The sequence below is a fragment of the Polaromonas naphthalenivorans CJ2 genome, assembly GCF_000015505.1.
Taxonomy (GTDB): domain Bacteria; phylum Pseudomonadota; class Gammaproteobacteria; order Burkholderiales; family Burkholderiaceae_C; genus Polaromonas; species Polaromonas naphthalenivorans.
This window is the reverse complement of record NC_008781.1, coordinates 2,641,596-2,655,493: the sequence shown is the minus strand read 5'-3', so window position 1 is coordinate 2,655,493 and position 13,898 is coordinate 2,641,596. Positions and strand designations below refer to the sequence as shown.

The following is a 13,898-nucleotide window of genomic DNA, read 5'->3' as shown; positions in this document are numbered from 1 at the left end:
CAGCGGTCCGCCAACGCACTTTCGCCGTTCCAATCACACCAGCGCCGATGGCGCAAGGCACGTGGTTAATTGACCGCATACGAACCAGTAGAGCCGCTCGTCCACCCGGCGCCAGAGCGGGTGCATGAACTCGCGGATGTCCTGCAGTACCACGCGCGCGTCCGGCGCCAGCCGGCCGATCTCCTGCTCGATGGCCTGCGCGGCGCTGATGTGGCCGTGGCCGATGGACGAGTAAAAAATGACGATCTTTCGGGGTGGAGTGGTCCCGGCATCGCCCGCCGCCAGCGGGTGCGCAGCCCGCTGCCGCACCCGGTGACGGCGCCGCACCAGCGCCCGCCATGCCAGGGCCGCCAGCAGGGCGAATGCGATCACCAGCGCCAGCGCGATGAGCGGGTCCACGCCCAAGGTCTGCGGTCCGCTCATTTCTCGCCCCCGCTGCGCCAGATCGAGAGCAGCAGCCAGAGACTGCCGATGACGGCACCGGCGAAGCCGAGCAGGCCGAAGAAGGGCAGCCCCAGCAAGGTGGGTCCGCCGGGCACGGTCATGACGATGGACGAGCCGATGATGAGCGCCGCAATGACGATGCCGACCACCAGCCGGTTGGCGGCGCTGTCGAGCTGGTTGCCGACACGCTTCAAATGCAGGATGTCGATATGGATTTCCAACCGCCCGCGGCGCGCGGCGCGCAGCAGCCGGGAGATATCCTGGGGAAGACCGGCTACCAGCGAAAGCGCCTCGCTCGCCGCCCGCCAGCCACGTTTGAAGATGGCAGCTGGTGTGTAACGCGCACGCAGCGCCTGCTCCAGCAAGGGCATTGCCTCACCGGCCATGTCAAAGTCTGGGTCCAACTCACGCCCCATGCCTTCGAGCGAAATGAAAGCCTTGATAAGCAGGCTCAGATCAGTTGGTAGTGTCAGATGATGTTGCCGCAAAATTGCCACCAGGTCGGACAGCATCTCGCCCAACTTAAGCTGCTTCAGTGCCATGCCATGGTACTGTTGCACAAAAGTCTGGATTTCCAGTTGCAGGCCATCCTCGTCCAGGACCACATCGCCCGTCCATTCGATCATCACGTCGGCGACACGCTGCGGCTCGTGTTTGACCAAGCCCAGCAGCAGGCGCATCAACTGGTCGCGCCGTACCTCAGTGAGCCGCCCAATCATGCCGAAGTCAATGAAAGCGATGCGGTTGCCCGGCAAGTAAAACACGTTTCCGGGGTGCGGGTCGGCGTGGAAGAAACCATCCTCTATGATCATCTTCAGCACCGCGCGTGCGCCGCGCCGGGCGAGGACCTTGCGGTCGAGTCCGGCCTGGTCGACGTCGGCCAGCTTGCGCCCGGAAATGCCGGCTATGAATTCCTGCACGCACACCCGCTCCCCGGTCCATTGCCAATAGACGTGTGGAATGACGATGATCGGGAGCACGGCAGACGGTTCAGGCGCAGCTTCGGCAGTGGTGTCGCCGGTGAGCTCGTCTTTGTCGGTATAGCCAGAAAAATTCTCCGCAATGTGCTCGGCATTTCGACATTCGCCAGCGAAATCAAGCTCGCGGCGCAGCGACTGGGCGAACTGGCGCACCACTTCCTGCGGACGAAAAGCGCGAAGTTCCGGACTTTCCCCCTCTGCGAGTTCCGCCAGCCTGGCGAGCCAGCGCAGGTCGGCTTCGATGATCGGCCGGATGCCGGGCCGGCGTACTTTGACCACCACCTCACTGCCGTCTTCGAGACGGGCGCGGTGTACCTGTGCGATGGAGGCCGCGGCCAGCGGCTCGGGATTGAAGGCGGCGAAGACCTCCTCGGGTGGTGCGCCGAGGTCTTCGGTGAGCTGCTGAAGTATCCCAGCGTAGGAGGCAGCGGGTGCGCTGTCCTGTAGTTTGCCGAATTCGGCTATCCATTCCGGATCGAACAGATCAATGCGGGTGGCAAGCACCTGGCCGAGCTTGACAAAGCTAGGCCCCATCTCTTCCAGAGCCCGGCGCACTCGAGCGGGCGCAGGCATGTGCGCGAATTCTTCTGCGTTGTTCCAGTGCAACGCCCGTCCGGCCCGCTCCAGCGCATCGGAAAACCCCATTCGGCGCACCATGTCGCCGAAGCCATAGCGGATCAGGATCGAGGCGATGTCGTGTAGCCGACCGAGGTCGCGCACAACGGTCAGGGCATCCCACAGCATGAGTCGACCTCGCCTTAAGGTTGGAGGGGGTTGACGTGAACGGCCAAGCCGATGAGCACGCCTGGAGCGATTTGACGCAACAGGTCGGAAGTGGCCTGTGCCAGATGCAGCCCAGTCACGGCCTGAGTGCGTCCTGCGGCGTCAAGCTGTTGCGTAATGATGGGCAAGGTTTCTCTCAACTGTCTGCCCACCGCAGAACCATGAATGCGGGTATGCGTAACCAGGTCATAGAGAATTTCTTGCGCTACATCCTTGACCCCTGAGGCCGATGCTTGCATGGTTTCGAGAAACATCGCTTCCAGGCTCTCCAGGTCGGATCGCGCGCGGGTGAGGTCTTCTCTGGAAAATGCCTGCGCCCGGGCCGCCGCTTCTTCCAGCGCCAGTTTGGAGGCCTCGGCCAACTGCGCCAACGCCGCATCCAGCCCGGCGACAGCCCGTTGGAGGTGTACTCGTGTGATGTTGGTTTGTGCCGCTGAGTGCTGCAACCCCCTTTGCGCCCCTGCTCGCGCGCCGCTCAGTACAGCACGCGTGATCTGCCGCAGGGATTCGATATCGAGCGAGCGCGCATTGATCTTGCGCAAGGTGAGCAGTCGCACAATTTTCTGCACATCGTGACCCTGCTCGACGGCGCTGCACACGTCAGCTTCGAGTGTCGTTGTATCGTTGGCAACGCTCAAAGTGTTGCCTGTTTCGTCTTGCACGATGGCGATCCTCGTAAAAATGAGTGCCTGAATAATGAGGTGTCAGTACGATGCCATGCATCACAAATATCCACCGTCGGAGTGGGAAAACGTCGCCAGAACACATGTCGTTCACCCGCCCCGCCCACTCATGTGGACGGGTGTACTTGTCAAGAACGACTTGTTGATGGCAACTCTGGCCATGCCGGCCATTTCCGTTAACGCATCCAGCTCTGCATCGCATCCAGTGCTTTGTCGGCAGCTTCCTTGGTGGCGGTAACTGCTTTCTGGGCTGCATCTCTGGCGGCTTCAGCCGTTTGCTGGGCTGCTTCCTTGCTGGACTCGACAGCTTTTTTGACCGATTCCTCGGCCTTCTGCGCCGCTTCAACAGCGGCTTCTGCCGCACGCTGAGCCGCGTCCGACGTTTTTTGCAGCGCGTCCCGGATGTCTTGCCTGGTTTTGTCGACATCCGTGGCCGCGAACTCGGCAAGTCGGTCTGGGGCCGCCTTCAGGTTTGCCTGCAGGCGGGTGCGCAAGCCGGCGATCTTCTCGCTGGCTTGATCTGTCGTGGCCTGCAAAAGCGCATCGGCATCGGCAACAATCTGCTTCACGTCGGCTATCAGTTTGTCTTTGGTTATAGAGCCGGGCTTGTTGAATTCAGACATGGAAAACCTCCATCAGTGATTAAGAAAAAACATCGGTGTAACAATTTTTCAGGTTGGTGAGCACGCTCACGGCGGCCTAGCCCGTTCGAAGCAGTCCGCCTGCCAAGGGTTACTTCGTCACGGCATCTTTGACGTCTTTGACCGTTTCCTTGGTTACCTCAAGCGCTTTGTCGGCAGCCTCTCGGGTGGCTTGCGTGGCTTTCTGTGCGGCATCTCTGGCGGCTTCGGCCGCTTTCTGCGCAGCCTCTTTGCCAGATCTAGCCGCCTTTTTCGCCGCTTCCCCGGCCTTCTGAGCGGCTTCTTTGGTGGCTACGGCGGCCTTTTTAGCGGCTTCCTCGGCCGTCTGTGCGGCCTCCTTGGTGGCTGCGGTCGCTTTGCGGGTGGCTTGTGCAGTCTTGCGGACTGCCAATTTGGCGGCTTCATCAGCATCTCGCGCGGCCTGATGGGCTGCTTCGGCGGTTTTCTGCGAGGCTTCACTGACGGCTTGTTCAGCCTTCTCTGCCGCCCGCTTGGCGGCTTCTGCGGCCTTGCGCGTCGCATCCTTGGCGTCCTCGGCCGCCTTCTTCGCACCTTCCTCAGCCTTCTGTAGCAAAGACACCTTGGGCGTCTCTACCGGCTTTGCCGCGGTTTCTTCCGCGGCCTGTGCAGTTGCGCCGATTGCCAGTGCCGACAGGATCAACCATTTTTTCAGTTTCATCACTTCTTCTCCTTGCAGTTATGAAACAGGGTACGTCTGCTCCGCACGTTTGCCCTGGACGGGGCGCTGTTGTCATTTTTCCTCGTTGGCTTCACCAAGACCGTTGCGCAGCAAGGCGACGACATGCCGCGCAATGGCCTTGGGGTCTTCATGTTGTAGTTGGTAGCCCGGCAGGAAACGTCGCACCGCCTGGGTTTCAAAGGGATAGATCACCAGACCGATCATTGAAATAACGAGCGGCTGGGGGTCATGGCCCGGAGCGACCTCGCCGGCGAGATTGCGCAGTGCGTTGAATAGGTCTCGAAAGACTCGATCGGCCAGGCTTTGCAAGCGCTGCTCATTGCTGTCCAGCAATACCCACTGAATCAGGCGCCTAAAGTCCTTCTCCTTGGCAAGCATGCGCGTAAGCTGGGTTATGAACGCTTCAAGTCGACCCCAGGGATCCCCTGCGCCGTTCAAAAAGAACGTTAAGGGCTCGACCTTTTCTTTGAATGCATATCCGACGGCGTCCAGACAGAGTTGCTCCTTGTCCGAAAAGTAGTGATAGAGGCCAGCCGGCGCCACGCCCACTCCTTGTGCGATATCGCGCATCGACACCCCGTCAAATCCGCGCGCTGCGAAGAGCGAAACTGACAGACCGAGTATCTCTTCTCGCGTATTCGTGAAAGCTTGCTTCGCCATTCGATATTACCTTTACTTTATTATTTAACGAACGTTCATTAAACACGAATTCTTGCTATCCTGCAACCCGAACCGACAATCAAAGGGCAGTTTTCTTCGCTATGCGCTGTTAGGAGTCTGGGTCTAGGCGGCACATGCATTTCCAGCATTCTGCAATTGAGTACCCAGAAACTTGGCAAACCTGCGAACGGCCCGGATGTAGGTCGATTGCGTCTTGGGCAGGCCTCAAGCAGCTTGATAACGAACCCGGCCATCATTGTGGTGACCCGGCTGTAGCGTTCTGCCCAGGGCACCGTCAATTCTTCGACTGTGCCGTCGCTGTACTTGAGTTGGGGGACTCGGGCTTTGATGATGGTCTCGAACTGGCAAGTATCGAGGTGTCGCCACTGGCGCTCGCTCCAGCCATTGATGTGTGCCCTCTTGGTTGCGTCTGTTGGGTCAGCCCACACCTGGCCCTTCTTCAAAACAACTTCGACCACCACGCACTGGTCCGTTAAGGAAAGGTCTACCTTCTTAACCGACCAGGGGGACTTCAGTCCAAGAAGATGCTCATACAGCGCGGTGTCTTTCATACTGCTATTGACAATTTTGAAAACTGGATTCTCCCGCAGTAACCAAAAAATTACAGTGAAATTGACGAAGAACCAAAAAAAGTAGCCGCAACTGTTTGCGCATTACATCCTTGAAAGGTTCTTATGAATATCGGAAAAATCATTTTCTCAACGCTTCTTGTGTTCGGTGCGTTGGTGTCGCATGCGTTGGAGATCAAGCCGTACTCTGCGAGTGCGTTGGATCAGGCGCAAAAGGCCGACAAACCGGTGGCGCTTCACTTTCATGCTGATTGGTGTCCGACTTGTCGCGCTCAAACGAAGGTCTTGCAAGATCTGAAGTCCGAAGCCGGATTGGATATCACGGTGTTGGTGGCGAACTACGACACCGAAAAAGACCTGAAACGCCGTTTCAATGTGCGAGCCCAATCCACTCTGGTGGTGCTGCGTGGTCAGAAAGAGACCTATCGCGTGGTCGGCGATACCTCACCAGGGGGTCTTCGCGGCGCCTTGAAATCAGCACTTTGACCCGGTGCGACCATGACCCTTTCATTGACTGTTCCACAAGTTGGGTTGAGCCTGTTTGCCGGTAGCCTGACCACTTTGTCGCCGTGCGTTTTTCCACTGTTGCCGCTGGTATTGGGAGGCGCTTTGCAGGGTAACCGCTTCGCACCCGTCGCCATGGGTGTGGGCATGACGACCTCATTTGCGTTGATCGGAATGGTCCTCGGTGCGCTAGGCCCGGCTCTTGGTATTGACGGCGACACCGTGCGCGCGGGTGGTGCTGCAATGCTGATTGCCTTCGCTATTGTGATGCTGGTTCCGGCCCTGGGTGAACGGTTCACGCAATGGATGTTACCGATTGCCAGTTCGGCGAATGCTGCATCGGCCAAACTCGACAGTGGCTCCTTGGTGGGCGCGCTGATGCTTGGAAGTGTTCTCGGCCTGGTATGGAGCCCCTGTTCTGGACCATTGCTGGGATCGGCCCTGACGCTGGTAGCCAGTGAAGGTGGTGTGGCGCGTGGTGGTTTGGTGCTTGGCATTTTTGGCCTGGGTGCAGCCATCCCATTGGTGGCGGTGGCTTACGCATCGCGCAGTGGTTTTATGCGCATGCGAGACTGGGTTCTAGCACGCATCGAAAGCGTGCGTTATGTTTTTGCGTTGTTACTCGGTGCCATGGGGGTCGCGATTTTGACTGGCGGCGATAAATGGCTTGAAGCGCAGGTTCTGAAGTGGTTGCCGGATGCCTGGGTTAATTTCACTGTAGGAATATAGAGACGACACGTTTGCTCGGGCATGTTGGAGTCAGCCAAGATGGGCGGCTAGATGGCTTTCAAATTCATGAAATTGATTTGCCCGTAAGCTGACACTCCCTGGCATCAGCCTGTTTGAAGGGGTGTTAGAGTCACAGTGCCGTGCCATGATCATCGGTAGGTCGGCAAGATGATCGAGCGGTTGACCATGACGTTGAAAGCCATGCCAGGGCGAACTTGCAGAGTGGGCGAAATGTTCAAGCTTTTTTGCAAAATCTTCGAACTGACATCACTCAAGGAATTCATGGCGGCAGCAGAGGCTTGAGCCGAACCGGACGGGGTGTTGAATGCACCCTGGTTTTGTGGCTGCGACTGTTGGGCGGCAACACCCAAAAAGGACACCAACAGAGCTGACGACCAGGTTTTCCAGAAGTGGTTATTGACCTGATCTTCAATGCCTGATTGACCCTGACCGTCGGCCGCCGACATGCCATGCAATGAAATCCGCGAGCCATTGGGCAAAATCAGTTCATCCCAAGCCGCCAGCACCCGTGATTGACCATAGGCGACATCAGCAGAGTACCTGCCGATCAGACGCGAGCCCTGCGGGATCACCACAGCGTCAGGGTCATTGGTGGCATAAACAGTTTGGCGGGTTTGGGCCACGATGGTTCCAGGCAGATCGGAATTGATGCCAGACAGCATGACCGCGGGGATGACGGAGCCAGCCGTCAATTCAAATTCCCCCAATTTGGGTTTGAGCAATTCTGGCAAGTAGCCGTTGTCAAATGCTTCTTTCATGAAAGCCTTGTTGCGCGCTTGGGCCGCCACTGCAGGATCAAGACCGGCGGAACCGCCACCGGCCAGAGTGGCAGGTAAATTTCCTGAGTTACTGCTGATACCTGCCACCCCGGCTGGCAAATTCGCCATGCGCATGGCCTCAGCCGTGGCAGACGCACGCGCATTCGCAGCACGCCCGTTGGCGGCTGAGAGCTTTTGATTCACACCGCCACCCACGCCCTCACCATCAGCATTCACGCCCATGATTCCTCCCGCCGTCGATTTGGCAGCCAGCGCGGCACCACCCTTGCTGATGTCAGAGGTTTCGGCTGAGTCAGAAGCCATGATGTGCCCCTGAATGCGCTCATACTTGCGCTTTTGCAGCCACAACCGGTGCGCCTCAGCGGGCGAGGGCGGTGAGGCACCACCACTGGCAGTTTGAGTTCCCCCAGGACTGCCTTTTGGATTTGACGAGCGGCTTGTCAATGGCCCCGTTTGCTGGCCATCAGTTATTTGAAGAGTGGCTTGATTGCCAACCGCTGCAGCGGCAACAGTTGCTCTGCGCTGGATGTCTTCAGCGTTTTCCTTGTACGGAGCCGCTTGACCCGGCGCATCACTGGCGGTCAATTGTTTTTTTGACTCAGCATTGCCACCACTTTTGCCGCTGATCATCACGCCGATCAAAATTGCCGATGCCACCGTGGACGCGCCGCCCAAGAGTAAAAACTGCCCTTTCTTGGACAGTCGCTTGGTGCCAGGTGGTGGCGTATGAATTTCCAGCGGCTGACCCGGGCCATCAATGGCCGCCACCTCAACGTCAGCTGTATCGTCAGTCTGGGACTTTTTGCCAAATCTGAAAATCATTTGGTGCCCCAGCTAAACAAACTGTTTGGCACTGATTTTTGGCATTTGACGGTTTGGGCGCTGGCACCCACACCCAGAACCAGACTGAGTTTGGCAGGTTTGCCATCGATGATGTAGTAGCCATTTACGAGCCTGGAATTCAGCAGCTCGGTTTCATTGTTCGAGACATTGAACACCGCCGGCGCATCACTGGCCGAAGCACCAGGTGGCAATTGAATAAATGTGTGCGTGTCATTGGCAAAGACACGTGCAGGTTTGAATGCCGCCTCACCGGTGCAGGTGTAGCCAAAATCAAGCGTCGTTGGATCAAGCTTGCCAACCGACTTGTCCGCCACGACCCTTTGGGCTTTGGCCTGTTCGGCGGCAATCTTGGTGGCAACCATCGTTGCCTCAAATTCTGCCTTTTGCCGTGCCGATGTTTGCGCCTCGGCGCTCAAGTCGCGCGTCATGGCAGCCGGGTCATACCAACTCACCATAGGCACATACTCGGTTTTGCTCGACACCAGGTGCATGTAATAAATGCGGCCCTTGTCGGTCGTTACAACCAGGTTCGTTGAGAGGCCCGCCTGTGTCGGTTTGATCATCATCACCGGCTTTGCCCCGGCTGTTGCGGTCTGTAATAACCATCGCACCGTATCGCCAATTGACACACTGGTCGCGGCCTCGCCATCTTGCAGTGCTACAGAGCAGACGTGTAAGGGGGCGCAAGTAATCGTGGGACGTGAATATCCATAGGGATATTCGACAACGCCACCGGCACCGACGAGCGCATCAGCCACGCCCGTTTGTTCCCAGCGTTGCGCGGCGGCAAGCCTTGCGGCATCGGCGACAGGAAGTTTTCTTACCTGGACCTTGGCTGATGGCAGCATGGGTGTCGGAGCCAAGACTTCAGGGGATGCCGTGATTTGTTGCTTTGCAGGGGTGGGATGCAAAGCCAGGGATTCAACTGCTGGAACTGATCGCGGGGGTAATGGTTGAGTGGACATCTGGCCATGATCGTCCGCTTCAATGGTTTCGACGGTGGGCGGCTTGGTGTGCGAAGCAGCAGCATTTGACTGTGCAAATGCGCTGGCAGCTAAGGCAAGAGCGGTGAGGGTGAGGGTGAGGGTGAGGAGGGATTTTTTCATGATGACTGCCTTTACAGAGCTTCTTTGGTCCAGGAGATGGACTTGACGTAAATGCCAAATGGATTCCAGAGCGCGACTTTGGGGTTTTCTGCCAGCTTGGCGTCAACCCCGACCGTGACGACGGCTTTCCAGTGTTCTGCCACAGACGTCGCGCCGGGCCTGGCTTTGGTTTCCACCCAGGACACTTGGTAGGCTTCACCGCCTTGGGGAATGACCGACGAAATGTCCACGCGGGTGACCGAACCATCGACCGAGAAAGGCGAGTTGTCCTTGAAGAAGTCATTCAAGAATCCGGCCACGTCGCGCCCCGCCATGGCATACACCCGGTTGAGCGTGACCTGTTGGGCAACAGCATCGGGCAACATGGAGCGGACGTCTTTGATGAAGGCGGCCAGTTGGGCCACCATTAACCGCTTGTCGAAATCACTTTTTGCAACCGGCGCAGGACGGGCCACAGCAACCGGAGAGCCGAGTTGATCGGTGACAACCACAAACGGTTGAATCTTTGATTGGGACCCGATGAAAGCAATGCCCACCACAGCCACAACCGCGACAGCCAAGGAGCCAGCCGCAATCAGTTGCCAATTGCGCGCGCGTGAGATCAACCCTCCGTAGCGCTCATCCCACTCCCGGCGGGCGTTGAGGTATGGATTTTGTTTTGACATGCATGCGTCCTTTTTGAGTGCTGTTGCCAAATACCGTTTTGGCGCAAGCAGCACAAAAAAGGGAAAGCATGGAGGAGCCCAGCTGGCGGGTAAGGGCACATTTACCAACGCCACCATCCACAAACAGAAAATGGTCTCCCGAGCCAGCCACCTGCAATGTGTTGAACTTGCATCATTTATTTGCGCGCATTAAAATAAATACGCGCCACAAATTTAATGCGCACATAAAGCCCATGCAAGAACAGAACCCCTACCGGACCGTGCGTCGCAACCCTGACGACTACAGCGAAGTGTCAGATGCACTGGGCCGCCACTTCCAGCTGCGATCGCACGACCTCAAAAACACGCGAGACCTGCGCACCCTGCTGCTGGACGCTGCGTATGAACTTCAGGCACAACCGGACCTCACCGACGCCCACATTTACCTGCACAGCTGCACACTTGCCAAAAAACGGGTGGAGATAGAAGTCGAGCAATTCAAACGCATCACTCAGCCACACATCGCGGGACGCATCATGCTTCACGACATCCGGGCCACGGCACAGCACAGCGAGAGGCTCGCCATGGATGGCGCATCCACTGTCAGCGACCCTTTCAGAAAACCCACCACAGCCAGTCAGGAAGCTGTCCTGGCCTACTTTCTGCAGCGCCACCTTCAATCCCTGCCGGGGGTCAGCATAAGCACCATAGCCGCCGACACAAAGGCCAGCCTGCCAACCATCTATAAAGTGCTCAACACCTATGACCACTGCATAGAAAAAGACCCGGAAGACAAAACCCTTCGCCTGCATTACTTTGCCCAGAGCGACTGGCTCCACTGGATCCAGCGCACCAACCAGCTCTCCAGTGCCTACTTCATTGATCGCTCGGGCGCACCGCGCAGTGCCAACCGTCTGGCCAAGGAACTAGCCCGATTGCAGCGCGACGACCTCGCCGTTGGCGGCCTCATGGGGGCACTGCACCACTTGCCGACTTTGGACGCCACCAACTCCCCGCAGTTGGACATCCTCGTGCACGGCACCCGAAGAACAGATCTGTCGTTCATCACTGAAATTGACCCCGGCTTGGAGCGATACAAAGGCCGCACTGAAATGGCCCATGTCGTGGTCCACTTCATCGACCGACCGGCCTCACTCTTTGTGTATCAGGACGGCCAAAACTGGGGGGCACTGCCCGATTGCATCGCCAACATGCAAAAAGCCGGTTTGACCCACCAAGTCAATGATGCACTGCAACTGATGAAGCAAGGACAAAAACCATGAGCCAATCCCTCAACGCCCACGTCGTCTTGCACAAGCTGGCCCTGGCACTACCCAAAAAGCACCACAGCAACATCATCATCGTCGGCAGCCTCTCTGCTGCCGCTCAACTGATCCAGGATGCCGACACCGAACTGCGCACCAAGGACATCGATGGCATGCTCACACCCAACGCCACCGCCGTCATTTCTGCCAAGGAAATAGCCACCACATTGATCAATGAAGGGTGGGAGCCGCGGGTGAACACCGAAAAGTACGATCACCCCGCTGATGGCACAACCCCACAGGATAAATTGCCCGTGGTGCGCCTCAAGCCACCTGGCCAAGGCAAAGACGAGTGGTTCCTGGAGTTGCTCGGCGCCCCGCCAGAGCTGGCTCCCGACGCGGAAGGTAAAACCCGTTACAGCGAACGGGTGGAGACCCCTCACAGTCACTTCGAAATTCCCAGCTTTGCGTACCTGGGTGTAACCCAGTTCAAACCGGTGAGGCACGCAAGTGGCCTTCAGCTGGCCAGCGTTGCAACTATGGCGCTGTCCAACCTCCTGCACCATCCTCAAATTGAGGAGAAAAGGATGTCTGACCCCATGGATGGGCGCCTGATCAAACGCGCGAACAAAGACCTCGGCCGCGTCGTTGCCATGGCCCACCTCTGTGACCAACTCGACGAAACCGCCGTCGAACAATGGCCCCACATCTGGCAGCAGGCGGTGCAGGAGTTGAGAGCACCCGAGAGTACCCGAGCCAAACTGGACACCATCAATACTGGCATGCAGGCTTTGCTCGACAGCTATGAGGATCAGCTTGAGGCATTGCACAGCGTGAACTTCGGACTGCTTTCCAGCCAACCTATGGACATGCGCCAATTCAATATTGCCATCCGGCGCTACCTGCAACTTACCAAGGTCCGATGAATGCGTCGCAAGCCACCTGGCGTGTGACCTGATCATCATTCTGGCGTCCAATGCCAGGGACAAGGCTGACGCCAGAGAATCAATCAGTGTCTGGTGTCACCGCTCGAATTCTGGTTCTTTGGAAAGCTGATTTACGTTCGCCGACAGAAAAATATCGGGTCTCGCTTTTTCCACGTCGGCAGCCGGTGCAGCGCTGGCAATGTAGTCACGAACGGCCTGGGGACCGCCCTCGCCGAGCAGATCCCGCGCATCAGTGCCAACTTGACTTGTCGCAGTAGGCACGGCCAAAGCGAACCCCGTCACCTTGGCAGCTTCAAACGCCCTCGGGATGGCGCTTGATTTCAGTCTTCCCGCCGCGTCACGGCCGATGTCGTGGTCAGTCGCGATCACGACACCCGGAAATGAATCGAAAAGGCCCGCATTTTTGACCCATTTGGCGACTTCCATCACATTGTTTGACGACAAGGCGCAAAGCGTGTTGCCTGCACCGCTCTGTTGAATCGCAAGTCCTGTTGCCACCCCTTCACAGATCACGAGTGGCTTCGTTTTGTCAGCGACTGCCAGCCATGCCTGAATCGGAGCCAGGGAATCGCCGACGATTGCTCTCATCAACGAATCAGGAGCTGGGAAAGGCACAAAGGCGCCGACCGTTCGCGAGCCTTTGGCCATGATCTTGTCGGTGCTGAACGTAAGCTTGGGCATCAGGTGATGCACACCGCACACCTCCACCGTGTCTCGCCTGCCCATCGGATCAGGGCGAAACATGGGAACCATCATCGTGCCGGTATATCTATGATGCCCGGGATACACCCGCAACTGCGAGCCATCCAAAGTGGCATTACCTTTGACAAGGTGCCTATGATCAGCAGGCGGGTTTTCAGCAGCCATCCATGACTTGATGGTGTCTCGATTCAGATCCAGATCGGCCGGATGAATTTCAGGCGTTTTCACCGGGCGCGGTAAAGCAGGTGAAGACCGGGGTGGTGCAAGATCGCCATCCAGCCCCAAATCGCGTCCCGTGACAAACATGGTTTTCTTGCCATCACTGGTTTGCCTGCCTACCCGCCACGGTGCAGGCAGATCGATGTCGCCACGAAATGAAAAAGCGGTTGCAAGACCGTCGTTGGACACCAGCAGCTTGTAGACAGGTTTTTGATCCGAGCCATCGCAGTAACGTCCGTTCAAGCGCGACGGAATCAAACCCGCCGCCTGCAAGGCCGCATCAGCCGCTCGCCACACTTGTTCCGGGTCATACGAGCGCAGTTGCCCTGGTACAGACGAAAATTTGGGCACTTTGATCAATGCCGCCAGTTCTTGGTGCACGGTCAGCTGGTCAACATGCGCCCGCAGCGCCGGAGTCGATTTGTCGCCAATCGGGATGTCGCCTGCGGGAAGCCAAGGCTCACCCGCTGCAAGTCCTTTTTCTGCGTAGCGATGCCACATTTTCAAAGTACCGTCCCGTGCCAGGGACAGTCGGCCACCGGGCGTTCGGCTGGTTTCACCGGGCAGACGAAATTCGACCAAATGGTCCTTGACTTTGTGGATGTCGCAGCCTCGGGCAACAAGGTAGTTCTCAGTCTTTTGCAGTGAATCCATGGTG

At 57.6% G+C, this 13,898-nt stretch carries 14 protein-coding genes and 1 pseudogene; 4 read left to right on the top strand and 11 right to left on the bottom strand.

Going from position 1 to position 13,898, the window contains the following annotated elements; all coding sequences use genetic code 11:
- Positions 1–33 precede the first annotated feature (33 nt).
- From PNAP_RS12580 to PNAP_RS12550, 7 genes and pseudogenes are all read right to left on the bottom strand, one after another.
- Positions 34–423, bottom strand: coding sequence for a hypothetical protein (locus PNAP_RS12580; protein WP_041376687.1), 390 nt, complete (start codon positions 421–423; stop codon positions 34–36).
- Positions 420–2,168 (bottom strand): ABC1 kinase family protein, encoded by a 1,749-nt coding sequence (locus tag PNAP_RS12575; protein WP_011801901.1) that lies wholly within the window; start codon positions 2,166–2,168, stop codon positions 420–422. The genes PNAP_RS12580 and PNAP_RS12575 overlap by 4 nt, the downstream gene beginning before the upstream one ends.
- Positions 2,169–2,182: 14 nt before the next feature.
- A complete protein-coding gene (locus tag PNAP_RS12570) occupies positions 2,183–2,869 on the bottom strand; it encodes a DUF6781 family protein (protein ID WP_011801900.1) in 687 nt (228 codons plus the stop codon).
- A gap of 197 nt (positions 2,870–3,066) precedes the next feature.
- Positions 3,067–3,513 (bottom strand): DUF883 domain-containing protein, encoded by a 447-nt coding sequence (locus PNAP_RS12565; protein WP_011801899.1) that lies wholly within the window; start codon positions 3,511–3,513, stop codon positions 3,067–3,069.
- Between the two features lie 109 nt (positions 3,514–3,622).
- Positions 3,623–4,210 carry a hypothetical protein gene (locus PNAP_RS12560; RefSeq protein ID WP_011801898.1) on the bottom strand — a complete coding sequence of 196 codons (588 nt, stop codon included), beginning with the start codon at positions 4,208–4,210 and terminating at the stop codon, positions 3,623–3,625.
- A 72-nt stretch (positions 4,211–4,282) separates the two neighbouring features.
- On the bottom strand, positions 4,283–4,891 hold the full coding sequence (locus tag PNAP_RS12555) for a TetR/AcrR family transcriptional regulator (protein ID WP_011801897.1): 609 nt from the start codon (positions 4,889–4,891) through the stop codon (positions 4,283–4,285).
- 215 nt (positions 4,892–5,106) lie between these two features.
- Positions 5,107–5,463: pseudogene (locus PNAP_RS12550) on the bottom strand (transposase family protein); the annotation flags it as partial.
- A 123-nt stretch (positions 5,464–5,586) separates the two neighbouring features.
- On the opposite strand from PNAP_RS12550, the gene PNAP_RS12545 reads away from it, so the two are divergent.
- Together PNAP_RS12545 and PNAP_RS12540 are read left to right on the top strand one after the other, a co-directional pair.
- Complete coding sequence (locus tag PNAP_RS12545; protein ID WP_011801895.1) at positions 5,587–5,967, top strand: thioredoxin family protein; 381 nt, start codon at positions 5,587–5,589, stop codon at positions 5,965–5,967.
- Between the two features lie 12 nt (positions 5,968–5,979).
- Complete coding sequence (locus tag PNAP_RS12540) at positions 5,980–6,714, top strand: cytochrome c biogenesis CcdA family protein (protein WP_011801894.1); 735 nt, start codon at positions 5,980–5,982, stop codon at positions 6,712–6,714.
- Positions 6,715–6,863: 149 nt separating this feature from the next.
- Here PNAP_RS12540 and PNAP_RS25010 read toward each other — a convergent pair whose 3' ends face one another.
- The 3 genes from PNAP_RS25010 to PNAP_RS12525 are packed head-to-tail and all read right to left on the bottom strand — an operon-like array spanning position 6,864 to position 10,128.
- Positions 6,864–8,336, bottom strand: coding sequence for a TrbI/VirB10 family protein (locus PNAP_RS25010; protein ID WP_011801893.1), 1,473 nt, complete (start codon positions 8,334–8,336; stop codon positions 6,864–6,866).
- Entirely contained in the window at positions 8,333–9,463 is a 1,131-nt protein-coding gene (locus PNAP_RS12530; RefSeq protein ID WP_157040279.1) for a TrbG/VirB9 family P-type conjugative transfer protein, read from the bottom strand. The genes PNAP_RS25010 and PNAP_RS12530 overlap by 4 nt, the downstream gene beginning before the upstream one ends.
- An 11-nt stretch (positions 9,464–9,474) precedes the next feature.
- The gene (locus PNAP_RS12525) at positions 9,475–10,128 is read right to left on the bottom strand and encodes a type IV secretion system protein (RefSeq protein WP_011801891.1); all 654 of its coding nucleotides are present in this window, start codon (positions 10,126–10,128) and stop codon (positions 9,475–9,477) included.
- A 233-nt stretch (positions 10,129–10,361) separates the two neighbouring features.
- Between PNAP_RS12525 and PNAP_RS12520 the strand changes: the two genes are divergently transcribed.
- Together PNAP_RS12520 and PNAP_RS12515 are read left to right on the top strand one after the other, a co-directional pair.
- Entirely contained in the window at positions 10,362–11,390 is a 1,029-nt protein-coding gene (locus PNAP_RS12520) for a hypothetical protein (RefSeq protein ID WP_041376686.1), read from the top strand.
- The gene (locus PNAP_RS12515; protein WP_011801889.1) at positions 11,387–12,298 is read left to right on the top strand and encodes a hypothetical protein; all 912 of its coding nucleotides are present in this window, start codon (positions 11,387–11,389) and stop codon (positions 12,296–12,298) included. Before PNAP_RS12520 ends, PNAP_RS12515 begins: the two co-directional genes overlap by 4 nt.
- 96 nt (positions 12,299–12,394) lie before the next feature.
- On the opposite strand, the gene PNAP_RS12510 is transcribed toward PNAP_RS12515, so the two are convergent.
- On the bottom strand, positions 12,395–13,894 hold the full coding sequence (locus tag PNAP_RS12510) for a toprim domain-containing protein (RefSeq protein ID WP_011801888.1): 1,500 nt from the start codon (positions 13,892–13,894) through the stop codon (positions 12,395–12,397).
- Between the last annotated feature and the right edge of the window lie 4 nt (positions 13,895–13,898).